General features: G+C 49.0%; 23 protein-coding genes, 1 tRNA gene and 1 pseudogene. 15 read left to right on the forward strand and 10 right to left on the reverse strand.

Annotated features, from left to right (window positions below; translation table 11 throughout):
- Positions 1-136 precede the first annotated feature (136 nt).
- The 5 genes and pseudogenes from AAZT04_RS07765 to AAZT04_RS07785 all read right to left on the reverse strand — a co-directional run.
- Positions 137-621 (reverse strand): annotated as a pseudogene (locus tag AAZT04_RS07765) (transposase); the annotation flags it as partial.
- A gap of 1,090 nt (positions 622-1,711) precedes the next feature.
- Positions 1,712-2,293: a hypothetical protein gene (locus AAZT04_RS07770; RefSeq protein WP_153376550.1), complete on the reverse strand. Its 582-nt coding sequence runs from the start codon at positions 2,291-2,293 to the stop codon at positions 1,712-1,714.
- A 45-nt stretch (positions 2,294-2,338) separates the two neighbouring features.
- Positions 2,339-2,896 (reverse strand): NADPH-dependent FMN reductase, encoded by a 558-nt coding sequence (locus tag AAZT04_RS07775; RefSeq protein ID WP_250981260.1) that lies wholly within the window; start codon positions 2,894-2,896, stop codon positions 2,339-2,341.
- A gap of 3 nt (positions 2,897-2,899) precedes the next feature.
- Positions 2,900-3,850 (reverse strand): NAD-dependent epimerase/dehydratase family protein, encoded by a 951-nt coding sequence (locus AAZT04_RS07780; protein ID WP_434679543.1) that lies wholly within the window; start codon positions 3,848-3,850, stop codon positions 2,900-2,902.
- A complete protein-coding gene (locus AAZT04_RS07785) occupies positions 3,847-5,025 on the reverse strand; it encodes an MFS transporter (RefSeq protein ID WP_153376547.1) in 1,179 nt (392 codons plus the stop codon). Before AAZT04_RS07785 ends, AAZT04_RS07780 begins: the two co-directional genes overlap by 4 nt.
- 331 nt (positions 5,026-5,356) lie before the next feature.
- Between AAZT04_RS07785 and AAZT04_RS07790 the strand changes: the two genes are divergently transcribed.
- The 6 genes from AAZT04_RS07790 (at position 5,357) to AAZT04_RS07815 (ending at position 10,922) form a co-directional block, all read left to right on the forward strand.
- A complete protein-coding gene (locus AAZT04_RS07790) occupies positions 5,357-5,506 on the forward strand; it encodes a hypothetical protein (RefSeq protein WP_153376546.1) in 150 nt (49 codons plus the stop codon).
- 61 nt (positions 5,507-5,567) lie between these two features.
- Positions 5,568-7,379 carry a hypothetical protein gene (locus AAZT04_RS07795; protein WP_434679546.1) on the forward strand — a complete coding sequence of 604 codons (1,812 nt, stop codon included), beginning with the start codon at positions 5,568-5,570 and terminating at the stop codon, positions 7,377-7,379.
- A 14-nt stretch (positions 7,380-7,393) separates the two neighbouring features.
- A complete protein-coding gene (locus tag AAZT04_RS07800; protein WP_194286523.1) occupies positions 7,394-7,954 on the forward strand; it encodes an NAD(P)H-dependent oxidoreductase in 561 nt (186 codons plus the stop codon).
- 10 nt (positions 7,955-7,964) lie between these two features.
- A complete protein-coding gene (locus AAZT04_RS07805) occupies positions 7,965-8,672 on the forward strand; it encodes a hypothetical protein (protein ID WP_153376543.1) in 708 nt (235 codons plus the stop codon).
- Positions 8,665-9,678, forward strand: a complete 1,014-nt coding sequence (locus AAZT04_RS07810) for a pyridoxal phosphate-dependent aminotransferase (RefSeq protein WP_153376542.1) — start codon at positions 8,665-8,667, stop codon at positions 9,676-9,678. Before AAZT04_RS07805 ends, AAZT04_RS07810 begins: the two co-directional genes overlap by 8 nt.
- Before the next feature lie 8 nt (positions 9,679-9,686).
- Positions 9,687-10,922 (forward strand): ATP-grasp domain-containing protein, encoded by a 1,236-nt coding sequence (locus AAZT04_RS07815; protein WP_434679549.1) that lies wholly within the window; start codon positions 9,687-9,689, stop codon positions 10,920-10,922.
- A 131-nt stretch (positions 10,923-11,053) separates the two neighbouring features.
- On the opposite strand, the gene AAZT04_RS07820 is transcribed toward AAZT04_RS07815, so the two are convergent.
- The 3 genes from AAZT04_RS07820 to AAZT04_RS07830 form a co-directional block, all read right to left on the reverse strand.
- Complete coding sequence (locus AAZT04_RS07820; protein WP_153376540.1) at positions 11,054-11,530, reverse strand: GNAT family N-acetyltransferase; 477 nt, start codon at positions 11,528-11,530, stop codon at positions 11,054-11,056.
- A gap of 461 nt (positions 11,531-11,991) precedes the next feature.
- Complete coding sequence (locus AAZT04_RS07825) at positions 11,992-13,260, reverse strand: tyrosine-type recombinase/integrase (protein ID WP_434679552.1); 1,269 nt, start codon at positions 13,258-13,260, stop codon at positions 11,992-11,994.
- Between the two features lie 161 nt (positions 13,261-13,421).
- Positions 13,422-13,497: transfer RNA gene (locus AAZT04_RS07830), tRNA-Asn, on the reverse strand.
- A gap of 490 nt (positions 13,498-13,987) precedes the next feature.
- Between AAZT04_RS07830 and AAZT04_RS07835 the strand changes: the two genes are divergently transcribed.
- The 5 genes from AAZT04_RS07835 (at position 13,988) to AAZT04_RS07855 (ending at position 19,134) form a co-directional block, all read left to right on the forward strand.
- On the forward strand, positions 13,988-15,106 hold the full coding sequence (locus tag AAZT04_RS07835) for a branched-chain amino acid ABC transporter substrate-binding protein (RefSeq protein ID WP_020827729.1): 1,119 nt from the start codon (positions 13,988-13,990) through the stop codon (positions 15,104-15,106).
- A 230-nt stretch (positions 15,107-15,336) separates the two neighbouring features.
- Positions 15,337-16,251, forward strand: coding sequence for an ABC transporter permease subunit (locus tag AAZT04_RS07840; RefSeq protein ID WP_020827728.1), 915 nt, complete (start codon positions 15,337-15,339; stop codon positions 16,249-16,251).
- Positions 16,252-16,262: 11 nt separating this feature from the next.
- Positions 16,263-17,549, forward strand: coding sequence for a high-affinity branched-chain amino acid ABC transporter permease LivM (gene livM, locus AAZT04_RS07845; RefSeq protein WP_115058463.1), 1,287 nt, complete (start codon positions 16,263-16,265; stop codon positions 17,547-17,549).
- Positions 17,546-18,421, forward strand: coding sequence for an ABC transporter ATP-binding protein (locus AAZT04_RS07850; protein ID WP_044552471.1), 876 nt, complete (start codon positions 17,546-17,548; stop codon positions 18,419-18,421). The genes livM and AAZT04_RS07850 overlap by 4 nt, the downstream gene beginning before the upstream one ends.
- Positions 18,418-19,134: an ABC transporter ATP-binding protein gene (locus AAZT04_RS07855; RefSeq protein ID WP_020827725.1), complete on the forward strand. Its 717-nt coding sequence runs from the start codon at positions 18,418-18,420 to the stop codon at positions 19,132-19,134. The genes AAZT04_RS07850 and AAZT04_RS07855 overlap by 4 nt, the downstream gene beginning before the upstream one ends.
- Here the strand turns inward: AAZT04_RS07855 and AAZT04_RS07860 are convergent.
- Complete coding sequence (locus tag AAZT04_RS07860; RefSeq protein ID WP_046373111.1) at positions 19,131-19,817, reverse strand: aspartyl/asparaginyl beta-hydroxylase domain-containing protein; 687 nt, start codon at positions 19,815-19,817, stop codon at positions 19,131-19,133. The genes AAZT04_RS07855 and AAZT04_RS07860 overlap by 4 nt on opposite strands.
- 37 nt (positions 19,818-19,854) lie before the next feature.
- On the reverse strand, positions 19,855-20,889 hold the full coding sequence (locus AAZT04_RS07865; RefSeq protein WP_434679557.1) for a LacI family DNA-binding transcriptional regulator: 1,035 nt from the start codon (positions 20,887-20,889) through the stop codon (positions 19,855-19,857).
- A gap of 321 nt (positions 20,890-21,210) precedes the next feature.
- Here AAZT04_RS07865 and AAZT04_RS07870 point away from each other — a divergent pair, with 321 nt between their 5' ends.
- The 4 genes from AAZT04_RS07870 to AAZT04_RS07885 all read left to right on the forward strand — a co-directional run bounded on the left by AAZT04_RS07870 (position 21,211) and on the right by AAZT04_RS07885 (position 26,318).
- Positions 21,211-22,389 (forward strand): Gfo/Idh/MocA family protein, encoded by a 1,179-nt coding sequence (locus AAZT04_RS07870; RefSeq protein ID WP_048758603.1) that lies wholly within the window; start codon positions 21,211-21,213, stop codon positions 22,387-22,389.
- A 23-nt stretch (positions 22,390-22,412) separates the two neighbouring features.
- Complete coding sequence (locus tag AAZT04_RS07875) at positions 22,413-23,354, forward strand: sugar phosphate isomerase/epimerase family protein (RefSeq protein ID WP_434679559.1); 942 nt, start codon at positions 22,413-22,415, stop codon at positions 23,352-23,354.
- 161 nt (positions 23,355-23,515) lie between these two features.
- Positions 23,516-24,706: a sugar transporter gene (locus AAZT04_RS07880; RefSeq protein ID WP_020827720.1), complete on the forward strand. Its 1,191-nt coding sequence runs from the start codon at positions 23,516-23,518 to the stop codon at positions 24,704-24,706.
- Between the two features lie 190 nt (positions 24,707-24,896).
- Positions 24,897-26,318 carry an MFS transporter gene (locus tag AAZT04_RS07885; protein WP_261102692.1) on the forward strand — a complete coding sequence of 474 codons (1,422 nt, stop codon included), beginning with the start codon at positions 24,897-24,899 and terminating at the stop codon, positions 26,316-26,318.
- Positions 26,319-26,434: the final 116 nt, after the last annotated feature.

Below are 26,434 nucleotides of genomic sequence, written 5' to 3' on the forward strand. Positions count from 1 at the left end.
TTACCGTTATGGTCAATAACGCAGATGCTTGTTTTCTTCTGGGAAACATCAAGTCCAACGAAAGTTTTCATGGCAATCACCTCAGATATCACAGACTGGGATCGTATTAAGATTACAGCATGTGGTTATCGCGTCAGCCTTCACGCCTGAGCATCACGTGTACCCGGCGGTAACCATAGTGCACCCGGGTTTCAGTGATCTCGCGAATGCGCAGGCGAAGTGCGCTGTCGTCTGCTGCAACAGAGCGGTAGCGGAACGAGCTGCGGCCGATCCGCAGCGCAAAACAGACCTGCCTTTCGCTGGCACCGTAGCGGGCCTGCAAATCCCTGACCCATTCGCGCAGGCGTGCCAGCGTCAGCTCTTTTTTGCCAGCACGTCCTGCAGCATCGCCTTGTCCAGGCTCAGATCGGCAACCAGCCTCTTCAGCCGTAGATTTTCCTCTTCCAGCTGCCGCATGTGTTTGAGTTCAGACGGGGAAATTCCGCCGTATTTCTTACGCCACGTGTAAAACGTGGCATCAGAGATACCCAGCTTGCGGCAGACATCCGGCACGGACGTCCCCAGCTCGGCCTGCTTCAGGGCAAAGACAATCTGCTCTTCGGTGAATCGTGACTTTTTCATCGGCACATCCTCCGTTCAGGGGAGTGTTTATCATGCCGGAATTCTGTTTCTGAATGGAGCAGGATTTCGGGTCAGGGTCATAATAGCCATGAAGCTCAGCGCGCCATTCACTATCGGCGACAGTGAAACGGTCAGCTTATTCAAAATCACGATGCCTCCTTCGTCAGCAGTTCGCCCCATGACATCGCCCCGCCTTTTCGCCCCACGGTGTCGGGCGAAAAGGCGGGGCGAGCGTATGGGGTAAAGAAGGTGGCCGCATTGCGGCCATGTACCGGAAAGCATGCTTCCCTGCACCAAACGGCGTGCGCCAGTACATGCGGGCTGGACGCCCTTATGGCCTGTCACATGGGGGTAATGTCGCGGCTGGACGCTGCGCCAAAACCCCCAACGTCAACGGCGGCACACCGTCGCCCGCTACGCGCGACCACCCCCTTTAAGACGGTCGCTTTCGCCTTTTTCTTCCCTTTGCTCGTGCCTCGCAGCGGGAATAAAAGGGAAGCTGACCTTTAAAGAGGGTGGTCGCGCCACGCTACCGGCTTTTGGCCGGAGACTTAGCCGCGACGGTGTGCGGGGCTGTGCCCCCCAAATAAACCGCTGTCGTGGGCGACAGCTTTTTGCTCGCCGGGGCGGCGAAATTTATTCGGCTCCCCCCGGCCGGCAAAATCCGCGTGGGCGCGGCTGTTTGCCGGTGAGGCGCGGTACCTGAACTATTCTCGCTCCTTAACCCGCGAAAATAATTCTGTCCGCTGCCTCATTTTTACGGCCCGCATTTCTTCACTCCTTAATCCGCGAAAAATGTGGAGCCTTAAAAACCTGAAAACCGTCACGCCTTAAGCCGGACTCGCCCAGATTTCCTGTTCAATTTCTCCAGCTACTGAAGAGATGGCTTCGCCATGCTCGGCTAAAATAACCTGAATTCGTCGGGGCAGTTGTGAATGAAAATAAGTCAGTAATATCCGGTCAGGTTAATATAGAAAATGAAGGAACTGATATCGCTAACTGAGAGTGGTAGCTAATTCTGGGGCTGGTGAAAGGGTGTGAGAGCGTCATTATTAGGCTTACATATTGACCATGATTGATGTTGATGAAGCTAATGAAAGGCCGGACGAAAGGTCCAAGGCATAGTAGTTCCGATAGTTGTGATTTTAAGGTCATTATCTAAAGCATGATTCACACCATCAGAAATTTCATAATTAGATAACCATCTGGAAGATTTGAATATCAGCCCTTTATCAATAATAAATCCCAATATGATGATCCTGTAATCAATGTTGGGATGCATCTTGGAAAAATACATTGAATTTTGTTCTAATTTTTTAGGTTTAGAAGGATCAGCAGCAGAGCTCCCGACAACATGCCAAAGAGTACACTCTGTATAGTGAGCGATTGTAGAACAAGTATCTATATCAGAGGGTTCATGTACCCAGCATATTGCGAAGTTAAAAAGGCCGAATTTATGTGTATGCAACTCTAACTTTTTTTTAGTAGCATCAGCATCATGATAATCACAGGCAATATGAAATATATTATCTGACTTAAGATTAAGTTTTAATTTCCTAAAATTATCTTCCCCACGAGATAAGATAGAAACCATATTTCCGTCTTTAATCAAACGCTCAACAACACCCGATAACATTCCAGTTCCTCCAACAACAAGATAATGTGAACCCATTTTTCATTCCTCATATTATAATTTACAATAGTAATATAAATTCGTTTAGTATTTTGACAGAACTTGATTCATTATATTAAGTTCAATAATTTGTCTTTCAAGTCTTTTGATGACATCATCACTAAAGCGAATGTTGCCAGATGAATTTTCAATAATATCAGACTTAGATGCAGCAACTTCGGTTTGAAGTGGATATCCATACATGGTTTTTACCAGTGTATTCATTGTGATACAGGGGAATGCACATCTTTGAGGAGAGCTTCCATAACTAATAAGGCCGACAGCCTTGTTACGAAAAGCATCATATCTTAAATGATCAATCGCATTTTTGAAAACGCCGGATATAGTACCATGATAAAGTGGAGAGCCGATTAAATAAGCATCAGCTTTGTTAAAGCGTGAAAGAAAATTTCTTACGTTTTCATCGGGATAATCCTCAGGGTGGGAATGGTAAGCGGGATCGGCAAATGGTAGTTTAGAGAATCTAAGATCCTCGAATGTTACTGTTACACCAATTTTTTTAAGGAAGAAATCACTTTTCTCCATCAATAAGCGAGTTTTAGAGTTTTCTGAAATGGAGCCGCAAAGAATAAAGACATGCATAATTCATTCCTCATTATTAATCATATGGTATGAAAGATAATCTCTAAAACCTTTTTCGAAGGAACTGTAATCACAATCAAACCCCCATTTCCGAGAAAGGGTAGTGCTTAACGGCTTACTCCTATTAAGAATTACAGAACACTTTTTACTACCAACGATGTCAATACAAATATCATGCCTGACTTGTTGCAGTGTCGACACTAGTTCCTGAAAACTTGTAATTTCTCCTGGGCTAATATTCAGAGCTCCTGTAGCATCATTAAATGCAAAGTGATATAAAGATTTTGCTGCATCAGAGATGTATAAATATTCATTATTACCAATTACATCTTTCTCAACTATAACTTTCGTACCAGAAGAAGCATTAAGAATATTCTGGACAATAGATTTTAAGTATCTGCCCATCCAAGCACCACCAACAAAGTCGCCAGCACCATAAACACCACAAAATCTCAGAGACAAAGTTTTCGTATTGCTTCTCAGAGCAATTTTGTTCAAGTAATTTTCACAAATTAGTTTTCCGAGACCATACATATTGGTCGATGTTTTAGGAGAATACTCATCGAAATCAAAATTCTGGTTATTGAAGTCATATACAGCAAGGCTGCTGGTAAATAGGATTTTTTTGACAGAATTCTTTTCACACTCGTCGAAAATGTTTAAAGAATCAACAATGTTAACCTGTAATGCAGCAACAGCATTAGAATTAACTTTAGAGTCCATTACACCTGCAGTATGTATTACTATTTCTGGGCTAAAGTCTTGGAATACTCTTGAAACATTATTGTAATCATTAATGTTCATCACTAAAAAAGAATTTTTGATTTCTACCTGGTCAGCCAAAGAACCGTCTAACAGTACTTTGTCAACTATTGTGACTGTATGACCTTGATGAATAAAATTTAAGGCTGCATGAACTCCAATTGACCCTGCGCCAATAATTAATATTTTCAATTATGCACCTCTTCTTGAGAGTTGGTAAAGTAAATAATCACAATGAGAAAGGTTATTATTGTAAAAGCAAAGCTTAAAGTAAAAATCGGTTTAAAAACCACTAATGAAACAATAGATGTTGCAATTGAAGAAATAATAAACTGAAGGAAACCAAAGACTGATACAGCTTTGGACGCATCCTGATGAAATTTTGACAAGCACTTTGTGAACGACGGGGGAAAAATCAATGCGCATCCTGCATTCCACAAAAAAGCGCTGAATACAAATGCTTCGAGCAGAAAAGTTGCTTCTGCAAGAAACACGAAAAATAACAAAATTAGAGAACTGAGTAGTAGAAAACCAATACCAAAATGAAATGGTTTATTAAAAATTATGAGACCAGGCATAATGAGATTCATAATTGAAATCATCAAATATCCAACTGCGCTCAGTGGTGCTATATAACCATAGGCATAGCTAGGCAAATGTAAGTCTTGCTCAAAAATAAAGGGCCCGAGAACTGTAAAAGAAAATATTCCTGCAAAGGCCAAGCTAGCTACGAATGAGTACTTAAGGAAGTATTTATCAAGGAAGATGAATTTAAGACCTGACCTGACGGTTGTTTGGAACTTTACTTTTTCGGTACTAGGTACTGCACTGACACTCAATATCAAGAAAATAACGCCAAAGAAAATTTGTAAAAAGAATGGTGAGTACCATCCCCAGTTAGTAGTTGCAAAGGCACTGAGTATTGGTCCAAGGATTGGCGATAGGGAGAAAGTTACCCCTGAGATGAAAAATGCTCTAGATATAAAGTCTTTATCGATTTTTTTTCTAATAACTGCACGTGAGGATATAACGATTATCGATGTTGCTAGTGCCTGTAATGCTCTAACAACATAAAGTATTTCAATTTTGTTATATACAAAGATTAGTAAGGTAGCTAACAAATACAAGACCGAACCAATTTTAAGTGAAATTTTTTCACCGAACTTGTATACAATAACATAAACAAAGAGCTGGGAAACTCCAAAAACATACAAGTAAATAGCAGTAGAAATTTGAACTTCTTTTGGTGTGGCTGATATAGCCTTAGCTATTACAGGTAAAGCAGGAGCGAGCAAAGCAAGTGATATTGGTGAGCTAGCGCCTAGTACAGCACAGACCCAACTAAGACTATATGTGCTGTTTTTCATCTCAGCCTCCAATGTTAACTACCTTTAAAAAAATTTATAAAACAGCAAGTTATCATTAAAGTGATTTTACATCACATCCTATGATCAACGTTTAACAAAATAATATGTACAAGATAGAAGAAAAAGCAAATAACAATAACTTATAATTAATGGCATTTATTTTGTTTACATTTCTTTACATCTTAAAATGTAAAAATTACAACTTTAAAAAAGTTTTGATGTATTAGTTAATATGTCAGCCCGAAAGACTAAATCACTCCAGCATTCATTTGGGGTGTGCTTTAGGAATGACAACTACTAAGTTTTCTAACCTATGAAAAGGAATATTGCTATGAATACTGCAAAAAACAACCCTAAAGTTTCTGCAAAAAGCGTTTCCAATTCCGTACAAATGCTCAAAGATCTAGAGAAAATGGTAGCATCTGCTCGTACTTCAACTAAGGCCGATGATAATCTGGCTGTTCGCGCAATTGCATGGTAGTTGTGTTCGGGGAGAGAAATCTCCCCTTTAAATAACTAACTGATTTAAAAGGGAGATGGACATGAAGGCATTACCGCTAATTCTTGCTCCATTCAGTACTTCTTCGCAGAGACAATTATGGTTAAGTCCAATTGATATCCCAGAGAGTAAATCAAAGATTGAGTTTAAAATACAGCAGCAAAGCCATGAAACATTCTCGTTTATCATCACGTTACTAAATCAACTTTACAACCAATTTCCGTCATACCGCGATAGTATCCAGGCTCTACTTTCTCAAGTTCGAACAGTAAGTGACTCACAATCAGAGGATTTTGCTTTAAGCGATAGCAATTTTACTGCTGATGCTGTCCAGTTTGCTGTATTAAGAAGAATTAGTCGTGAAAGCGTCTATACGGCAACTGTAATTGACCAGGTTGCTAAAGAACTGAACAGGGTACTCTGCGGGAGTGAAATAACTGATGCTATTGTTCAAGATTTTGATGAAATTGATCGCCCATCATTGAAAATACTTTGTAGGGCAGTATTATTACTACCTAATACAGAAAAGTTGAAATGGCATTGGGGCGGAGGAGATGTTTCAAGATCAATTTATTTAGAAAATAGTGAATTAGCAACAAAATTAACTCCAAGATCAAATTTATTAAAACAAATTTTTCATGTGATTATTAAGCCCCAAGTTAACTATCCGCCCCTTTACCAAGCTAAATATGATACATCGATGCCTGTTAAAGTGCTTAAATCTTCAAAGCCAAAAAATGTTTTAGATATTAGTCGTGCGCTTGTTATGCAGAACTATGATGGCTGTTTCCATTGGGCTGAGGAACTTCATGATTGTACGAAAGATCCTCAAGAGAAATCAGAGTCTTTAAGACTGCTGTCTTTAAGTGCTGTTAATACAGGCTCTTATATAGAAGCTATTTCTTATTCCGAACAGGCCGAAATAATTACCTCAGATCCTGTCACAAAAGCTAAAATTTGTTACATGGCTGGGTTGATATACGCCAAACGCCTCTACAATTCAAATCTAGCACTAACGCAATATGAAAAAGGAATGCGATATCTAGAACAGGTACCAAAGACACCAGAAGTTTTAGTTGAACAAGCATGGTTAAAAAATGGAATTGCTCTCTTAAACGCGTTATCGTGGAAGAAAACAAAAAATGATGACGATTATCAACGAGCCTTCGCGCTTGTTAATGAAGCTTTTTGGCTAATAAGCGAGCTTGAAAATCCAGCAAGTGCATATCTAAGATTCAATTTACTGGCAAATGCAGCTTTTTTGATGGAAATGCGCGGTGATTATAATGCTGCAATAAGCGTATTTGAAAATGTTTTTGAACGTTTTGCTTTAAGAGACCAGCAAAGTGCTAGAGGCCAGATGACAATAAATTACCGGATGGCCGGTTTAAGGATGAGAGCAAAGGATTTCAATGGGGCTTTTCTACATATTTCTCGAGTCATTGAAGCTGACGAGGTATTAAGTTGTCCATTTATGGCCGATCATGTTAAAAGGCTTATTGGTTATTATTACTTTATGACTCAAAATTATAACAAAGCATATTTTATATTTAAGGAAGGTTTGGACATAACATATGCAGCAAGGTTGGGCTCTGGACTTATAAGTCATGTTACAGGAGTAATTTCCACCTTAATCGCTTTAGGTAAGTATTCAGAGATAAACTACTACTTTGACATGCTAAATTCCTTGGGTTTAGATGAACATGTAGTCGATATAAAGGATAAAATTAGCAAAAATTCATGCACACCATTATCTCCATTATGGAAACTTCCAGCTTATATACCCGAGGTTGATTTAGAGGATATTCCTGTAAGTAATCTGAACAAACAGTTAGTTAATCCTGCTATAGCTTAATCATGAGGCCATCGATGATTGTTGTTATAAATGCAACTAGAAAACCTGCACCTTCTGTACAGGGTAACAGTGCAACACGCACACTTTTAAACAATGCACTTGAAAAAGTAACTCCTCATTATGATAGTTTTAAATATTATGACATTAGAGATATGGACCTGCCTTTTTTTGATGCCAGAGAAACAAAACTTTATAATAGCTTAGATTTAAATAACTTGTTAACTGATCTAGTTAAAGCCAAAGGGGTCTTTCTGGGAGTACCAGGTTACTGGAGCGGAGTATCAGGATGCTTTAAAAATCTTATAGATTTAATTTGTGGAGCTCACTATGACTCACTAGAACCTGAGACAGTTCTTAAAGGTAAATATTTTGCAGGTTTTTCTGTAGGCACGGACAATCTGACCACACTACGGACGGCTGAACAAACATACAGTATACTTGTATCAACTGGTGCGCTACCGGCAGAAAGGATTATACCTATTCCTAATCCGCGCTCCGCATCTTTTGATCTTGAAACTTCAGAAATTCTTATTTTGAATGCTCTAGTACAACTGATTAAATCAATAGAGCTATAAGGCGAATCTAATGAATACAGTTGAGGGTATTATTGATAGACTATTGGAAAACTTATCCAATGATGGGTTGAGGATCTCTTCTAATCAATCTGTAGATTGGGCCTTTTTTTCTTCTGCCGGAAAAGAGATAAATCAAAACTTTAATATTCTTTCAACAACTATAACTCCTGCTATGTGTAGGCTTCTTTACGCATTTGGTTGGATAACTGTCCCTGAATCAATCATATCTTTAGGAAGCTATACGGGTTATGCATCAGCATGGATCCTTTGTGGCGCGCAAGACTATCATAAAAAAACAAATAAAGGTTCTAATAATATCTTGTTAAGTTGTGTTGATATTAATGAGGAATATTTAAATATTTCAACCGAAAACTTTAATAAGATCAATAAAAATTCAAATATAGAACATATCTTAATGGATGCCAAAGAGTTTATTACGGAAGATGATGGCAAAAGCAGTATATATTTCATCGATATTGACAACCCATTAAACGGAAAAGATGATTATAATGAGTTACTTAAGTCAATCTTAGAGAAGCCACCAAGCAATAAGTTTATACTTGCACATGATTGCTCAGTCGCTAAATTTAAAAATGTATTTTTAAATTACAAAAAAATTATTGATAAACTTCATCATAGTAATAAATTTTACTGTGAAATTCCCATCGACGAATGTGGTATATCTTTTTTACATTTAGAGGGCTGCCAAGATGTATGATCTCAGTTTGGGACACATAGTTTTAGATCAAAATGATGAAAGCTCTATCTTTTCAAGATATGGCAATCCATTTGGTCAACCATATTTGTGTGATGCGTTAGCAGCACTCCACAAAGTTTCACCTTCAGAAGTGGCCGTTACAACTGGCGCCTCTATGGCTCTAGCCTCTATATTTTCACATTTACCGATCGGTTCTGTAATAGCGTGCCCTCGCCCTTATTACCCTCCCTATTTAAGCCTGATAAATAGATTCGGACTTACACCTTATCTTTACAACTGTAACTCAGAAATAGAGTTAACTGACTCTATTTCTGAGTTAGCCGAAGTAGATTACAAAGCAATAATTTGGAACTTTCCACATAATCCAACAGGGATGGTTCCAAATAAAAAATTAGTATCTACTGCTATAGAACAGTCAACTGCAAAGAATGCTTTATTTATTTCAGATGAAGTATATTCAGATATTTTCTATGAAACTCGCAGGCCATTCTATGCTTCGGAAACAAGAAATAATACAATGGTTATTGTAAAAAGTTTCTCTAAAACACTGCAATTAGCTGGAGAACGTGTTGGATATTTAATCGGAGATAGTGAGGTAATTCGCAACATTATGAAACAGCATTGGATTCTATCAATGAGTGCCCCTATAAGTGGACAGGTACGTGCATTCAATGCCTTGAATTCTGGCTACGAAACTAACCTAATGATTCTTAGGGAAAGACTAAACGAACATATGAATTTAGCACTAAGCATCCTTTATGAGCATGGTGTTTCTCCTATTATGTATCCGCGTGGGGGAGTATTTATATGGTTAAAAAATACTATGAGATCATCTATGATTGAAGATTTTTCATTCTACGAATTATTAAAAAAAAATAAAATTGTTGTATCCCCAGGTAAAGCGTTTGGTGTTGACCAAAGCCACATTAGAGTTTCTTTTGCAATTCCAAAACCAGAACTTATTGAAGCATTTACTTCTTTGGGAAGGGTGTTTTCTAATTCATAGGTGAATCAATGAATATATTAATTATAGAATCAAATCAATCTGGCTTAAAATCTATCCCCACAGCTAAAAGCATGATGTTTGATGTTACCTTTGTCCAAATTGACGACTACTCTCCTTGGCCTAAAACCCCTGAAAATATTTCGCTGACTCAACAATCCAATGAAATAATATCAGTTCCTCATTTAGAGGATAAAAATTATATTTTAGATATAATTGCTAAACTTCATATAAAAAAACCTTTTGACTTTATTTTACCTTTAGAGGATTTAACGGCAGAACTTGCGACCTGGATTGCCAAAAAATTAAATATTAAGTCAACTAATTACACCGCGCTAATGAACTGCAGGAATAAATTTATTTGTCGGAAAATAATAAAATCAAACTATATAGCATCAGTACCTTGCGAGATTTTAGTTACACTTGACGACTTAGATAAGTACACTGGGAAATATCCTGCTGTAATTAAACCTTCATTTGGCAAACTCAGCCTGAACGCATTCATCGTAAAAAATTACGACGAAGCTCGATATACCTTGAAGTCTTTGCTCTCAGATAAAAAAGACTTTATAACTGAACGCGGTTTTTTGATCGAACAATATATACATGGTGAGCTTATATCAGTTGAAGTTGCTTGTTTAGGTAATAAGTCTGAAGCATTTATGACTACCTCTAGAAAACGTAGTTTATTGAATGATGCTTTCGAACTAGGTTCTGGGATGCCCAGTGGCATATCTGAAGATCTTTACAAAAAAGTAACTAAATATGCTGAATCTGTTGTTGATGCACTGGGTTTAGATTTGGGTATGGCGCATGTCGAGTTGATAATTCAAAATGGTCAGCCTATTTTAGTTGAAATAAACCCAAGAATTATGGGAGGGCCTTTAGAAGTAATTTATAGAAATGTAACCGGTGGTGAAAATATTTATAAATACTTGTTAAATATTTTTGCAGGTCAACCTACAGTTCCACCTAAAGCTTTAAAAAATACAGCTGTTAGTTCTTTATGTTTGTTCAGCAATGCTGAGCAAATTTTACCTTCAGATTTTACACCAAACTGGATTAAAGATAACTTGCCAGATATTCCTGAATCGAGAATAATTGCTAGGTCAGGTGAGGTGATACACAAAAACTCGATGATAGGATTTATATTTTCTATCGCAGAAACTCCCAAGGAAGCTGAATATCTTTGTGAGTTGGCATTCAATAAAATTAGGAAAGACTTCAAATTAAACTTACTTACATGATTTTAAATTTCAAAAATGTACTGATCGCTAAAATTTACTTGAAAAATAAATGTTTTCGCTGATAACTGCCCTTAATCCTTCACCGGGCAGATCAGAGTCAGAAACCAACGTTAAAATTATCCAAGAGAACTTTATACCGTGGTCAGTTTTTTACTCATAAAAACGGTCGTGCCACCTTTGAACGGTTCACGTCTATCGATTTTATATCCGAGCGCTGTATATAGTGCGATGTTCGCCTCGAACGCCTCGTTCGTCTGCAAGCGGATTTCCCCAAGCATCGATTGAGCAGTCTTACTTTCAACATGCGCCAGCAATGTACGCCCGATCCCCATTCCCTGCCAGTGCGGATGGACCGCTATATTTTCTATCCAGAAATGATCGGCACCTGGCCATACTTCGATCAGGCCGACAACTTCCCCTGCGACAATAGCGAGATTAATATCATGCTCACGGACGGTTTTGTTAAAATCAGCCGTCATGGGCGTCGGTTCGCGACCAATAACCGAAATCCATTTGGAATAGGCAGCACACACTATCTCACGCACTAATTCTGCTTCATCTTCTTCCGCGCGGCGTACCGAAAGGATTGCTTCAAGCGACTTGCTCATATAAACCCCTTAAAGCTCGACTTGTCACTAGAATATACAACATAGCAGGCTTTGCAGTTTTGCTACTGCTTAACCCTAGATTGCTGCCACCAATTTGGCCTTGCCACTGCCGGATGGTTGGCGCTGGACAGAATAACTAAAGTGTATAACTGGAGGGAAAATTAAGAAAGAATCCGTGCTAGCGACCTGGCTGTGCGGATTGAATCGATAATTGGGATCTCCCCTGTATCATCAAATTGAACAGGCAGGTAACGTCCGTTTCTCCCAGCTCATAACAGACCTAAGCCGTTTCCGTGAATAGTTTTGTATAAGAAGAGGACCTCACACTTTCGATTCACGCAAGTTAATCCGGTTGAAGATGCTCATAAACGGCTTAACAATTTCTCCGAATTAAAGCCAGAAAAATGCCGTACCAGTACAGACTGATACGGCTTTTTTTGAGGTTTATTTTGTCAGAAGGGCTATCTCATTGTGTAACTGATTTCCTTCCCACAAATATAAGGCGGCACATACTCTTTCCGGCACATATCCAGATAATCCGACCACCATTGCATCATCGCTTTACGGGCATCGAGATATTCTGCTTTATGGATGTAAGCCGCTCGAACGCTGTTACGCTCCTGGTGACTCATCTGCCGTTCAACCGCATCCTGCGGCCACAGCCCAGACTCCATCAGGGCACTACAGGCCATTGCCCGAAACCCGTGGCCGCAGATTTCATCTTTTGTGTCATAACCCATCAGGCGTAGCGCCTTGTTGACCGTGTTTTCACACATCGGTTTATACGGATTGTGATCGCCGGGGAATACCAACACCTGATGCCCGGATATTTCCCGTATCTGTTTCAGAATAGCAATAGACTGACAGGAGAGTGGAACGATATGTGGAGTACGCATTTTTGCACCACGCCCAGAGTAGCGGACACCGGGGATGGATTCGCGAGTGGAAGGAATGGTCCAGATTCTATTTTTGAAATCGATCTCAGACCAACGGGCGAAACGCAGTTCGCTGGAACGGATGAAAAGGTGCAGGGTTAGTGATACGGCCAGGCGGGTTAACTCTCGTCCTTGCTGGTAGTCCTTAATGCGAATCAACAGTTCCGGCAGTCGCTCCAGCGGAAGGGCAGGGTAGTGGCGTTTAATGGGAGGGGCGATGATACCGTCCAGATTTGCTGCCGGATTGTTCTCTATCAACTCCTGATGTACGGCATGACGCATGATGTTGCACATATGCTGCCGGGTACGTGCTGCGACTTCCAGCAGACCTTTTTTCTCAATCCCTTTCAGCAGGTCGATGAAATGGCGGGTTTTCAGTTCTGTGACCGGCAGGTGTCCAATTATCGGGAAGATATGGTTGTTCATGCTGGCAAGCAGGCGGGTTGCGTGGTTCTCTGACCATGTCCGGTTGCTGTTATGCCACTCCAGTGCCACATGTTTGAAGGTTTTTTCTGGTGTGGAAGGGGTTCTTTCAGCAGAGCGCTGCTGTGCTGGATTGATATTCTGCGCCAGCAGCTTGCGGATACCGTCACGCTGTTGTCGGGCATAAGCCAGAGAAACATCGGGATAGGCCCCTAAACCGAGGCGGGATTCTTTTCTATCGATACGATATTTGAGATACCAGAGACGTGAACCGCCTGGATTGACCAAAAGGTATAGACCGTGCGAGTCGGAGACTTTGAAGGGGTTTTCGGATGGTTTTAAGTTGCGGATTTTTGTGTCGTTAAGAGACATTTGGGGGTCACTCCGTCATCGAACCAACTTGACCCCAAATCTGACCACCAAATTCTCCCGATGCGGAGGGAAAACTGAAAATGCATCGGGAAGACTTTTCACGCTAACTCATTGAATTCGAATCATATAGGGATTCGCAAAGTGGCATGAAAATAAGAATTTGGCTCCTCTGACTGGACTCGAACCAGTGACATACGGATTAACAGTCCGCCGTTCTACCGACTGAACTACAGAGGAATCGTGTGAACGGGGCGAATAATAGCGGGGTGGTGCGGCTTTGTCAAAGCACTAAACTGCGAAAAAAGTGCGTTTGCTGTCGGAATGAACATGTTGCGTTGTTTTTCGGCATTTATCCCCCCTGTCAGCACTGATTATCACTGTAAAACCCCTGGCGTGATGTTGCACCGGCCTTTGCACATTTACGGTGCGAAGGATCTCGCGGTTGATTTGCATGTGGCCAACATCGCCGAGAAGTTTTTTCGCACAATTGCCACCAGAGCCCCCCACAGAGCCACCTGAGCGCAGTGATTGCCCCGTGTTTTCCCTCTGATATGTAGGATGAATAAACAGAAAATATGTATTGGCCGTCACAATGGCTGGATTTTTGCTTACTTAAATTCGGGTAATGCGACTGCGCTCTCGCGCAAATTATTTTCCCCGTCTACACATAAAGTGACTGCTCCACGCCTCTGGGCGTTTCGCTAAAACAGTGCTGAGGAATACAACAATGTCATCGAAATTGATTAAAAGTCCGCTCGCTGCTCTGCTTATCGGTTGTTTAGGTTCTGCTTTTTATGCTCAGGCCGATATCGTTATCGGCGTCGCCGGGCCGTTCTCCGGGCCGAATGCGACCTATGGCGATCAGTACTGGCGTGGTGCCTCGCAGGCGGCAGCGGATATCAACGCCGCCGGCGGGATTAAAGGGGAAAAAATTAAGCTGGTGCAGGGGGATGACGCCTGTGAACCCAAACAGGCGGTTTCGGTCGCCAACCGCCTGGTCGATCAGGACAAGGTCGCAGCGGTGGTGGGACACTTCTGCTCATCCTCCACCATGCCGGCCTCCGAGGTGTATGACGAAGCCGGTATTATCGCCATCACCCCTGGCTCTACCAACCCGCAGATCACCGAGCGCGGCATGACCAACATGTTCCGCATGTGCGGCCGTGACGATCAGCAAGGGGTGATCGCCACCAATTACATGCTGAATACCCTGAAGGCCAAGCGTATCGCGGTGATCCACGACAAGGACACTTACGGCCAGGGGCTGGCGGATGCCGCCAGGGCGGAAATGAACAAGCGCGGCGTGAAAGAGGTGCTGTATGAAGGGCTGTCGCGCGGTGAAAAAGACTTTAACGCGCTGGTGACCAAAATTGCCTCGGTTAAACCCGACGTGGTCTATTTCGGCGGCTGCCACCCAGAAGCCGGACCATTGGTGCGCCAGATGCGTGAGCAGGGCGTCACCGCCAAGTTCTTCTCCGGCGACTGTATCGTGACCGAAGAGCTGGTGACCGCTGCCGGCGGGCCGCAGTACACCAACGGCGTGCTGATGACCTTCGGTAACGACCCGCGTCAAATCCCGGAAGGCAAGGCGGTGATCGCCAAATTCCGCGCCAGCGGTTTCGAGCCGGAAGGTTACACCCTCTACTCCTACGCCTCTATTCAGGCGATCGCCGCGGCCTTTAACGCCACCGGCGGCAAAGACAGCGCCAAGGCCAGCGAATGGTTGAAATCTCATGATGTGGATACCGTGATGGGCAAAAAGGCCTGGGATAAGAAAGGTGACCTGAAGGTATCGGATTACGTGGTCTATCAGTGGGACGACAAAGGCAAATATCACCAACTCTAAACAATCCTCGGCGTCTTTCAAGCCGCAGCGTTGTTGGCTGCCTACGTTCACCCCAGTCACTTAGTGGACCTAAGCTCCTGGGGATTCACGTACTTGCCGCCTGGCTGCAGTTTGAAATCCATTGAGGATTAACCAGCAAGCGGATCCGCATGTGCTGCGGATCCGCGCCGATTCTTCCCTTGGGCCGCGCCTGCTGTTGCTTGCGGTCCCACCAGGCGAGACTGCTCATTATGGACGTTTTCTTTCTGCAACAATTGATCAACGGCCTGACGCTCGGCGCAGTTTATGGCCTGATCGCCATCGGCTACACCATGGTTTACGGCATTATCGGCATGATCAACTTCGCCCATGGCGAGGTGTATATGATCTCCGCCTACCTGTGCGCCATCGGGCTGGCGCTGCTGTCGTTTTTCGGCCTGCAGTCGTTCCCGCTGCTGATCCTCGGTACGCTGGTGTTTACCATCGTGATCACCGGCGTGTATGGCTGGGTGATCGAACGTATCGCCTACAAACCCTTGCGCAACTCTACCCGTTTAGCCCCTTTGATCTCCGCAATCGGCATGTCGCTGATCCTGCAAAACTACGCGCAAATTAGCCAGGGACCACGCCAGCAAGGGATCCCAACCCTGCTGGATGGAGTGTTCCGCCTCAACTTTGACGGCGGGGTGATTCAAATCACCTACACCAAGGTGTTTATCTTGTTCGCGTCGCTGCTGGGCATGGCGATCCTCACTTACATCATTCAACACACCCGGCTGGGGCGCATTTGTCGCGCCACTCAGCAAGACCGCAAAATGGCGTCAATTCTCGGCATCAACACCGATAGGGTCATTTCCCTGGTGTTCGTGATCGGCGCCGCCATGGCCGGCCTGGCGGGGGTGTTGATCACCATGAACTACGGCACCTTCGATTTCTACGTCGGCTTTATCATCGGCATCAAAGCCTTTACCGCCGCGGTATTGGGCGGCATAGGGTCGTTACCCGGCGCGATGCTGGGCGGCCTGCTGCTGGGCGTGGCGGAGGCGCAGTTCGCCGGCATGGTGAACTCGGATTACAAAGACGTGTTCTCCTTCGGTTTGCTGGTGGTGATCCTGATTTTCCGCCCTCAGGGCCTGCTCGGACGGCCAATGGTCGCTAAGGTTTGAGGGGAAAACTTATGTCGCACTCTGAGGTTCACCCAGGGCTGAACGTTAAGCGCAGCCTGCTGGACGCCGTATTGGCCGGGCTGATTGCCCTGATCGTGTTTGGGCCGATCGTCGGCATCGTTCTGAACGGTTACAGCTTTAACTTCGAGCCGCACCGTCTGGTGTGGATTATCGCGGTGGTGATGGCCGGGCGGCTGTTACTGAGCCTGTTTCTGCAAACCACACCGGGCCGTAAATTGCTGACGCGCTTTGACGGCGGTAACGACGGGGTGTATGTCCGGCCGATCGGCGCCAAGACCAGCCTGCGCTGGATTATTCCGTTAATGGCGGTCATCGCGCTGCTGTTTCCGTTTGTCGCCACCAAATACCTGCTGACGGTGGCGATACTGGGGCTGATTTACGTGCTGCTCGGGCTGGGCTTGAACATCGTTGTCGGGCTCGCCGGGCTGCTCGATCTGGGCTACGTGGCGTTCTACGCCATTGGCGCCTATGGGTTGGCGCTGGGCTACCAGTATCTCGGCCTCGGGTTCTGGGCGATGTTGCCATTGGGGGCGCTGATGGCGGCGCTGGCCGGCGCGCTGCTGGGGTTCCCGGTGTTGCGTATGCACGGTGACTATCTGGCGATCGTCACGCTGGGGTTTGGCGAGATCATCCGGCTGGTGCTGAACAACTGGATGTCGCTGACCGGCGGGCCGAACGGCGTCTCGGTCCCGGCGCCGACGATTTTTGGCCTGGAGTTTGGCCGACGCGCGAAGGACGGCGGCGTGCCGATTCATGAATTCCTCGGCATCACTTATAACCCTAACCTGAAATTTATCTTTATCTATGCGGTGCTGTTCCTGGTGGTGCTGCTGGTGCTGTATATCAAGCACCGGTTGACGCGCATGCCGATCGGCCGCGCCTGGGAAGCCCTGCGCGAGGATGAAATCGCCTGTCGTTCGCTCGGCTTAAACCACGTGTTGGTCAAGCTGTCGGCCTTTATGATGGGCGCGTCCACCGCCGGGCTGGCCGGGGTGTTTTTCGCCACCTATCAGGGGTTCGTCAACCCCACCTCGTTTACCTTCTTCGAATCGGCGTTGATCCTGGCGATCGTGGTGCTGGGCGGGATGGGATCGACCATTGGCGTGGTGCTGGCGGCGTTCGTGCTCACGGTGGCGCCGGAACTGTTGCGCAGCTTCGCAGAGTACCGCGTGCTGTTGTTTGGCGTGCTGATGGTGGCGATGATGATTTGGCGACCGCGTGGGCTGGTGCGGATCAGCCGAACCAGCTTTGCGCCGCGTAAGGGGGTGGCGCCATGAGCGACGCAATCTTGCAGGTTGAGCATCTGATGATGCATTTTGGCGGCATCAAGGCGCTCAACGACGTGAATCTGGCGGTCGAACGTGGCTCGATCACCGCGTTGATCGGCCCTAATGGCGCCGGCAAAACCACGGTGTTCAACTGCCTGACCGGCTTTTACCGCGCCACCGGCGGCGCCATCTTGCTTAACACCCACAAACGGCCAACCGACGTGATCCAGGTGCTGGGGCAGAAGTTTCGCGCCGGCGACTGGGTAAACCCGAAGCGGTTGGGATCGCGCCTGTACTACAAAATGTTCGGCGGGACCCATCTGGTCAATCGCGCCGGGCTGGCACGCACCTTCCAGAATATCCGTTTGTTTCGCGAAATGTCGGTGGTGGAGAATCTGCTGGTGGCGCAGCACATGCTCAGCAACCGTAATCTGGTCGCCGGGGTGCTCAATACGCCGGGCTATCGCCGGGCGGAAAGCCAGGCGCTGGATCGCGCTTTTTACTGGCTGGAAGTGGTGGAGCTGGTGGACTGCGCCAACCGGCTGGCGGGGGAGATGTCCTACGGCCAGCAGCGGCGGCTGGAGATCGCCCGGGCGATGTGCACCACGCCGGAGATGATCTGCCTTGACGAACCCGCCGCCGGGCTGAACCCGGTGGAGACGGCGACCCTGAGCCGCATTATCCGTTTCCTGCGTCAGCACCACGGCATCACGGTGCTGCTGATCGAGCACGATATGGGCATGGTGATGGAAATTTCCGATCGGGTGATTGTGCTCGACCATGGCGATGTGATCGCCGAAGGCACGCCGAAAGAAATACAGCATAACGACACGGTGATCGCCGCTTACCTTGGCGCGGATGAAGAGGAGCTGGCGGGATGAGCAATGTGATGTTGGAATTTCGCAATGTGGACGTGTTTTACGGCCCGATCCAGGCGTTGCAGCAGGTCTCGTTACAGGTCAATGAAGGGGAAACGGTGGCGCTGATTGGCGCCAACGGCGCGGGCAAGTCCACGCTGCTGATGTCGATCTTCGGCCAACCGCGCATCAGCGGCGGGCAGATCCTGTTTCGCGGAGAGGATATCAGCCAGCGTTCTACCCATTATGTTGCCAGCAGCGGTATCGCCCAGGCGCCGGAGGGGCGACGGATCTTTCCGGACATGAGCGTGGAGGAAAACCTGCTGATGGGCACCATCACTGTCGGCAATCGCTATGTGGATGAAGACCTGCAGCGCATGTTCGAGCTGTTTCCACGCCTGAAGGAGCGGCGCAACCAGCGGGCGATGACCATGTCCGGCGGCGAACAGCAGATGCTGGCGATTGCCCGAGCCTTGATGAGCCGCCCGAAGCTGCTGCTGTTGGATGAGCCGAGCCTGGGGCTGGCACCGATTATCGTCAAACAGATCTTCAGCATTCTGCGCGAATTGACCCGTGGCGGCATGACGCTGTTCCTGGTAGAGCAGAACGCCAACCATGCGCTCAAGCTGTCCGATCGCGGTTATGTGATGGTCAACGGGCAAATCCGGCTGACCGGCAGCGGCGCGGAGCTGTTAAGCAATCAGGAGGTGAGGAAGGCTTATCTGGGCGGCGCTTAAAACTGGCGTTGGATCACTCGCACGTTCAGCCGTACCAGAGCGATGATGCCACTGGACAAGATCCGCAGGCCGCGTGGCAAATCGCGGCGGCGGATATCCAGCAACAACACGGTGCGCACCTGGTCGCTGTCGTTCCACACTTCGTGTTCGAAGGTGTCGTCCCACAGCATAAATTCCCCCTCGTTCAGCCGGTACTCTTGCCCGTCGACTTTCAACACCGCAGCGGGTTCACCGTCGGCGCGTTTGGGCATCGACAACACCAGATAGCCGCGCAGAATGCCGCGGAATGGGCCACGGTGCGCGGGCACCTGTTTGCCGGGTGCCAGGAACGACAATGAGGCTGAAAGCACATCCGGGGAAGAGGCGATCAATTGTGCAAGCTGCGGGCAACGGGCGAGGTTGCGCGCTATCGGCTGCCCATAGGCCTGCATGATAAACATCCGCCAGTCGCGAGCGTCGTTGGCGGAGATCGACGCCTGTTCGCTCATGATCTCGTGAAAACGTGGGATATTACGCAGATCTTGCGCTACGGTCAGCGCTTCCTCGCGTATCTGCTGCCAGTGAGCGGTAAAGCGTTGGGCGTCGGGAAACAGCCGGTTGCTGTCGAGGACCGGTGAACTGCTGATGCGGCGATCGTAAATACGGCGAAGAGCAAGCACAGACCAATCGTAGATAGCTGACATAGTGACCTCAATAGCAGTGAGCCGATTTCTCGCCGTCTTAGGGTTGTTTTAGATGTGATTGCCGGACGATCAATTCGCCGGTATACAGCCGTTGTCCGCCGGGTTCGAAGGCCTGCGTCAGGCAGCGAATGCCATCGGCTATCAGCTGCTGCATCGGCTGGCGGTAAGTGGTTAGCTGGTAGCTGGGGGAGGCCGCCTGCTCAATGTCGTCAAAGCCCACCACGGCAATCGGCGCACAGTCCGGCGTGGCGCGTATGGCATCGATAACGCCGACCGCCAGAATGTCGTTCTCGCAAAAAATGGCGTCTATCCGTTGCTCTGCCGGGGTGGCGGCCAGGTAGGCCGAAAAGGCCTCCATCCCGCAAATACGCTGATAGTGCGGAGCCTGCAGCACCAGGTTGACTTCACGCTGCTGTTGCGCCAGCGCGGCACGGAAACCGTCCAGGCGGCGCAACTGGGTAGATTCGCTGATTGGCCCCGCCAGATAGCCCATACGCGGGTAATCTTGCTGGAGCAGCAACTCTCCGATGTCGAACCCAGCCTGATAACCGTGGGTCGCCAGCACCTGGATATAGGGGCTTTCACTGTAGCGATACAGCACTACCAGCGGAATACGGTGAATGTCCTGCGCCAGGCTGATCAGCCGGTCATTGAGCAGCGTGCCGAGGAACAGCAGCCCGTCCACCTGCATTTGGTCCGCCAGCGTCAGCACCGACTCGTAATCGTGCTCAGAGGTGATATTGAGCAGCAACGCCATATAACCGCGGCTTTGCAACTGCCGGGTCACTTCATCCAGCAGCGTAAAGATATGTGGGTTTTTCAGTTCGTCCGCCACCAGCCCGATGATGCGGGTACTCTTTTTCGACAGGCTGCGCGCCAGCAGGTTAGGGCGATAACCCAATTCACGCGCTGCGGTTTGAACCCGTTGCATGGCCTGCGGTGAGATCGACGCGCCGTCGGTAAAGGCACGCGATACCGTCCATTTAGACACGCCGGCGCGGGCGGCCACATCGCTGGCCGTCGCCTTGCGTGCTGCGGGCGCTTGGGTGGAGCCGGGTTTCTTCGCCATCATCTTTCGCTCGTGATGAAAAAACGGTATGGGTTCAACAGATTAGCACAGCGTGGTCGAATGCGGGAGTTGCCGACGCCGGCGCGAGGATCCTGCGGGCCATCGGCACAACGCAGCGGATCTTTTTAGCGGTATTTTGTGATCCTGATCGGCAGATTTATTATGGCGCATTTGACTTATTTTTAACCCTCTCCAATAGTCCATCGCAAGTGGCATTTGTTGAGCGGTCAAGTTGCTACCTAATTTTGCACCCGGGTGCAGTTAAAATTTGCACCCGGGTGCAATACGGCGAAAACGATGAAATCCAAGGTTTCGGGAGCAACTATGCTAAATGGCGAAAGAAAAACGGCGCGCCCTCTGCGCTGGGCAATGGTCGGCGGCGGGCGGTTGGGGCAGGTGGGCTACAAGCATCGCTGCGGGGCGCTACGGGATAATACCGCTTTTGAGCTGGTGGCCGGCGCGTTTGATATCGTGCCGGATCGCGGCCGCGAGTTTGGCGTGAACCTGGGGGTAGCGGCCGAACGCTGCTATGAAGATTACCGTACGTTGTTCGCTCAAGAGGCGCTGCGTGAGGACGGCATTGAAGTGGTGTCGGTAGCGACGCCGAACGGTACGCATTACGAAATTACCCGTGCGGCGCTGCAGGCCGGGTTGCACGTCATCTGCGAGAAACCGCTGTTTTTCACCAGCCAGGAAGCCTATGAGATTAAAGCGCTGGCGGCGGAAAAAAACCTGATCGTCGGCGTGACTTACGGTTTCTCCGGCCACCCGCTGCTGCTGCAAATGCGCGCGATGATCGCCAACGGCCAGATTGGCGAAGTACGGATGGTGGATCTGCAATATACCCACGGTTTTAATGCCACGGACGAAGTGGATCGCCTCAGCGAAGCGCAGAAATGGCGCATTGACCCCAAGATCTCCGGCCCGAGCTTTGTGCTGGGGGATATTTCCACCCACACCTACTATCTCTCCCAATTGGTCATGCCGCAGATGCAGATCCGCGAGCTGCTCTGCGATCGGCAAAGTTTTATTCCCTCGCGTGCGCCGCTGGAAGACAACGCGCTGGTGATGATGCGCTATGAAAGCGGCGCGGTAGGGCGGATGTGGGCTTCATCGGTGAATGCCGGCGCGATGAGTAGCCAGCGTATTCGCATCGTGGGGTCGAAGGCCAGCCTGGAGTGGAGCGACATCAACCCCAGCGAGCTGCGCTACGAGGTGCAGGGGCAGCCAAACCAGACGCTGTATCGCGGCATGGCATATCTGGACGATACCTGCAACGCCTGGGAACGGCTGGGGGCTTTGCATACCGAAGGCCTGACCGAATCCTGGGCCAACATCTACCTGAAATTTGCTCTGGCTATCGACGCCACCCGCCGCGGCGATCGGCAGGCGCTGGCGCAACTGGTGTATCCGGATATCGACGCCGGGATCGAGGGCGTACGCTGGATTGAAAACTGCGTGCGTTCCGCCAACCAGGGCGCCCGTTGGGTGGCCTTTGAATAAACCTATTTACCCGGAGCAAGAGCATGAAACTTTCTTTTTGTACCGATAGCCTGGGCCACCTGCCGTTTGAAGCCATGCTGGATCGCCTGGGCGAACTGGGGGTGTTTGGCGTGGAAATGACCACCGGCGGCTGGTCTTCGGCACCGCATCTGGACACCGTGGCGCTGTTGCAGGACGCGGGCAAACGGCGGCGGCTGATGGCAGCGTTGGAAAGCCGCGGCATGAAAATTGCGGCGCTGAACGTTTCCGGTAATCCGCTGGAGCCAGGCGTGCTGGGCGAAAAACACCGCCATGAGACCGACAACACGCTGGCGCTGGCCGCCGGCCTGGGGGTGAAAAAAATCGTCATGATGAGCGGATTGCCGCCTGCGGCGCCCGGCGACAGCATCCCTAACTGGATCACCTATACCGTCAGTTGGCCGCCGACGCTGAAAAACTGCCTGGACTACCAGTGGAACGAGGTGGCGATCCCGTATTGGCAGAAGCTGGTGGATAAGGCGCAGGCGTTCGGCATAGAGAAGTTCGCGCTGGAAAATTTCAGCTCGATGCTGGTGTGGAACCCGGACACGCTGTTCAGGCTGCGCGACGCGGTGGGGCCGATGGTGGGCTTGAACCTCGATCCCAGCCATCTGATCTGGATGGGGGCCGATCCGATTGCCGTCGTACGGCGCCTGGGGAACGCGATCCACCACGTGCACGGCAAAGATGTGCGGCTGGAAAGGGGGATAGTGGCGGTCAACGGGCTGCTGGAAACCCGGCCGGTGGAACAGGTTGCACAACGTGCCTGGAACTATGTGGCCGTTGGGTGCGGGCAGGATTTGCAGTGGTGGAAGGAATTCTTCTCGGTGGTACGCATGATGGGTTACAACGACTGGGTCTCGCTGGAGATGGAAGATCTGACCATGTCGGTCGATGCCGGTATTAATACCTCGGTTGAGGCGTTACAACGCTGCATCAGCCAATAACGCCTGTTTATTTCTGCCAAAGGCCTGCAGGTTTGCAGGCCTTTGCGCGGCAAAAGACTGTCGAAAAAAACAGGCCAATAAAAGTGTGATCTATATCGCATTTACCCCGCCAGTTGGTTAAAATATCGCTACTTCCCGCACCTGTCCGGATCCCGTTTAACATGGAACAAACCCAGGTATCTCGCTCAACCGCCTGGTTGCGCGTGGTCATCCTTGCCGTCTCGGCCTTTATCTTCAATACCACCGAATTTATTCCGGTGGGGTTGCTGAGCGACATCGCCAAAAGTTTCTCAATGCAAACCGAGCAAGTGGGTTTGATCATCACCATTTACGCCTGGATTGTCGCCTCCGCCTCTCTGGTGTGTATGCTGCTCACCAGCAAAATTGAACGGCGCAAGCTGCTGATCGGGGTGTTCATACTGTTTATCGCCAGCCATGTGCTGACCGCCGTGGCCTGGAACTTCACCACGCTGGTGATTTCCCGTGCAGGTGTGGCGCTGGCCCACGCGGTATTCTGGTCGATCACCGCCTCGCTGGCGATCCGGGTCGCCCCGGCGGGCAAAAAGGCGCAGGCGCTGAGTCTGCTGGCGGGCGGTACCGCGCTGGCCATGGTGCTCGGCCTGCCGCTGGGCCGCGTGATTGGTCAGATCCTCGGTTGGCGCATGACCTTTATCGGCATCGCGGTTTGCGCCACCCTGGCGCTGGTGCTGCTTTGGCGTCTGCTGCCGGTGCTGAAAAGCGAGCATTCCGGTTCACTGTCCAGCGTACCGATGCTGTTTAAGCGTCCGGCGCTGGTCAGCCTGTATATGCTGACCATCATCGTGGTGACGGCGAATTTCACCGCCTACAGCTATATCGAACCCTTTATTCAGACCGTGGCCGGGCTGTCGGAAAACTTCACCACCCTGATGCTGTTGCTGTTCGGCGCCGCCGGTATCATTGGCAGCCTGCTGTTTAGCCGCTTCAGCGAACGTTTTCCGTCGGGCTTTTTTATCGGCGCCATCGCGCTGTTGATGCTGAGCCTGCTGCTGCTGTTGCCGGCATCCGGTAATGAAAATCACCTGACGCTGCTGTTTGCGGTGTGGGGCATGGCCATTATGGCGATTGGCCTGTCGATGCAGGCCAAGGTGTTAAACCTGGCGCCGGACGCCACCGACGTGGCGATGTCGATCTACTCCGGGTTGTACAACTTTGGTATCGGCGGCGGCGCGCTGCTGGGTAACCAGGTCAGCCGGCATCTGGGCATGGGCAACATCGGTTTTGTCGCTGCACCGCTGGCGCTGATCGCCCTCGGCTGGTGTGTGCTGAACTTTTACCGCGGCGAACGCCTGCAACACCACCACATCCGCTAAGCCCCACCGCACGACAGTGGGCCATCAGTTCGCTGTCGTGCATTGCTACTCCGGTTGAATTTTCTCTCAGCAAAACAGATTGCTGCAGTTTTTTATGCTTAAAATTTTTCCATAGTCTGCTAATTAAATATTTAACTCCGACGCCGAGTCGATAGCATAGAAAACTATCGATTATGTTATGGCGAGGTTAATGGTGAGTGAGTCTTTGGTTGCGGGAAGCGTGGAAGCGGCCCAGTCGCCGATCCATGAACGGGATCTGTCGGCAAGAATAGATGCATTGCCCACCTCCGCCGGGCTGTGGCGGTTTATTGCCTTGCTGGCGTTAGGCGGCTTTTTTGAACTCTACGACCTGTTCCAGACCGGATACATCAGCACCGGCTTAATCGCCGAAGGCATCTTCCATACCGGAGCGCAGGGCGTGTTCGGCGTCTCCGACCAGGCGGCATTCGCCTCCGCCACCTTCCTTGGCCTGTTTATCGGCGCCAGCCTGCTCAGCCCCTATGCCGACCGCTTTGGCCGCCGCACCACCTTTATGTTTGCCCTGGCCTGGTATGGCATCTTTTCGCTGTGTCTGGCTTTTCAGCATCAGGCCGAATGGGTGATCTTCCTGCGCTTTTTGGTCGGCGTCGGCTTGGGTATTGAGCTGGTGACGATCGATACTTACCTGACCGAATGGGTGCCCGCACATCTGCGCACCCGGGCGTTTGCCTTTTCCTTCTTCATTCAGTTTCTCTCGGTGCCGACGGTGGCGTTAATGTCGTGGTGGCTGGTGCCGCAAACCATCCTGGGCCTGAGCGGCTGGCGTTACGTGGTGATCGCCGGTGCGGTGGCTTCGCTGGTGATCTGGCTGGTGCGTAAAGGCTTGCCGGAATCGCCGCGCTGGCTGGCACAGCAGCGGCGCTACCCGGAAGTCCGGCAGGTGATGCAGGCGATGGAACGGCGCTGCGGTGTCACCCATACGGCGGATTTCCCCGCGCATGACGCGCAAGCACACAGCGAAATGCCGGCGCAGGGGAGCTTTAAGGATATTTGGTCGCCGCGTTACCGCAGTCGTACCCTGATGCTGGTGGTGATGAATTTCTTCCAGGCCATCGGATTCTTTGGCTTTGGCAACTGGCTGCCCGCTTTGCTGGCCGGAAAGGGAGCCTCCATCACCCACAGCTTGCTGTATGCCTTCTTTATTACTCTGGCTTACCCGTTGGGATCGCTGCTGTGCAGCCGCTATGCCGACAAGATGGAAAACAAGTGGCAGATTGTACTTTCCTGCCTGGTGACGGTGATCTTCGGCTCGCTGTTTGCCCTGCAAAACAACCCCGTCTGGCTGATCCTTTGCGGTTTCTTCATCACCTGGTCCAATGCTTGGCTGACCTATAGCTACCATTCTTATCAATCGGAAGTGTTCCCGACTTATATACGCGCCCGCGCTGTCGGCTTCTGCTATTCGTTCAGCCGACTGTCGACGGTATTCAGCAGCCTGATCATCGGCATCATCCTGCAATACGGCGGCTCGGTGGGGGTTATCGCGTTTATCGTGGCCAGCATGCTGATTGTGATGGTGGTGATCGGCGTGTTTGGCCCGAAAACGCGCGGTATCGATCTGGAAAATATTTGAGTACTACTCGCGCGAGATCCTGTGAAATAAAAAGCCCGCTTAAGCTGACCTAAGCGGGCTTTCAGGCTACTGACAAAGCCTTCACTGGTGTTTGGCGTAGGGGCGCTGCATGCTGC

It is taken from the genome of Serratia sp. Je.1.23.a, assembly GCF_051129805.1.
Taxonomy (GTDB): domain Bacteria; phylum Pseudomonadota; class Gammaproteobacteria; order Enterobacterales; family Enterobacteriaceae; genus Serratia; species Serratia liquefaciens.

Coding starts and splice junctions, on each gene's coding strand:
- AAZT04_RS07770 (WP_153376550.1), bottom strand. CDS start 2,293: ATGGGTTCACATTATCTTGTTGTTGGAGGAACTGGAATGTTATCGGGT.
- AAZT04_RS07775 (WP_250981260.1), bottom strand. CDS start 2,896: ATGCATGTCTTTATTCTTTGCGGCTCCATTTCAGAAAACTCTAAAACT.
- AAZT04_RS07785 (WP_153376547.1), bottom strand. CDS start 5,025: ATGAAAAACAGCACATATAGTCTTAGTTGGGTCTGTGCTGTACTAGGC.
- AAZT04_RS07790 (WP_153376546.1), top strand. CDS start 5,357: ATGAATACTGCAAAAAACAACCCTAAAGTTTCTGCAAAAAGCGTTTCC.
- AAZT04_RS07795 (WP_434679546.1), top strand. CDS start 5,568: ATGAAGGCATTACCGCTAATTCTTGCTCCATTCAGTACTTCTTCGCAG.
- AAZT04_RS07800 (WP_194286523.1), top strand. CDS start 7,394: ATGATTGTTGTTATAAATGCAACTAGAAAACCTGCACCTTCTGTACAG.
- AAZT04_RS07805 (WP_153376543.1), top strand. CDS start 7,965: ATGAATACAGTTGAGGGTATTATTGATAGACTATTGGAAAACTTATCC.
- AAZT04_RS07810 (WP_153376542.1), top strand. CDS start 8,665: ATGTATGATCTCAGTTTGGGACACATAGTTTTAGATCAAAATGATGAA.
- AAZT04_RS07815 (WP_434679549.1), top strand. CDS start 9,687: ATGAATATATTAATTATAGAATCAAATCAATCTGGCTTAAAATCTATC.
- AAZT04_RS07820 (WP_153376540.1), bottom strand. CDS start 11,530: ATGAGCAAGTCGCTTGAAGCAATCCTTTCGGTACGCCGCGCGGAAGAA.
- AAZT04_RS07825 (WP_434679552.1), bottom strand. CDS start 13,260: ATGTCTCTTAACGACACAAAAATCCGCAACTTAAAACCATCCGAAAAC.
- AAZT04_RS07835 (WP_020827729.1), top strand. CDS start 13,988: ATGTCATCGAAATTGATTAAAAGTCCGCTCGCTGCTCTGCTTATCGGT.
- AAZT04_RS07840 (WP_020827728.1), top strand. CDS start 15,337: ATGGACGTTTTCTTTCTGCAACAATTGATCAACGGCCTGACGCTCGGC.
- livM (WP_115058463.1), top strand. CDS start 16,263: ATGTCGCACTCTGAGGTTCACCCAGGGCTGAACGTTAAGCGCAGCCTG.
- AAZT04_RS07850 (WP_044552471.1), top strand. CDS start 17,546: ATGAGCGACGCAATCTTGCAGGTTGAGCATCTGATGATGCATTTTGGC.
- AAZT04_RS07855 (WP_020827725.1), top strand. CDS start 18,418: ATGAGCAATGTGATGTTGGAATTTCGCAATGTGGACGTGTTTTACGGC.
- AAZT04_RS07860 (WP_046373111.1), bottom strand. CDS start 19,817: ATGTCAGCTATCTACGATTGGTCTGTGCTTGCTCTTCGCCGTATTTAC.
- AAZT04_RS07865 (WP_434679557.1), bottom strand. CDS start 20,889: ATGATGGCGAAGAAACCCGGCTCCACCCAAGCGCCCGCAGCACGCAAG.
- AAZT04_RS07870 (WP_048758603.1), top strand. CDS start 21,211: ATGCTAAATGGCGAAAGAAAAACGGCGCGCCCTCTGCGCTGGGCAATG.
- AAZT04_RS07875 (WP_434679559.1), top strand. CDS start 22,413: ATGAAACTTTCTTTTTGTACCGATAGCCTGGGCCACCTGCCGTTTGAA.
- AAZT04_RS07880 (WP_020827720.1), top strand. CDS start 23,516: ATGGAACAAACCCAGGTATCTCGCTCAACCGCCTGGTTGCGCGTGGTC.
- AAZT04_RS07885 (WP_261102692.1), top strand. CDS start 24,897: ATGGTGAGTGAGTCTTTGGTTGCGGGAAGCGTGGAAGCGGCCCAGTCG.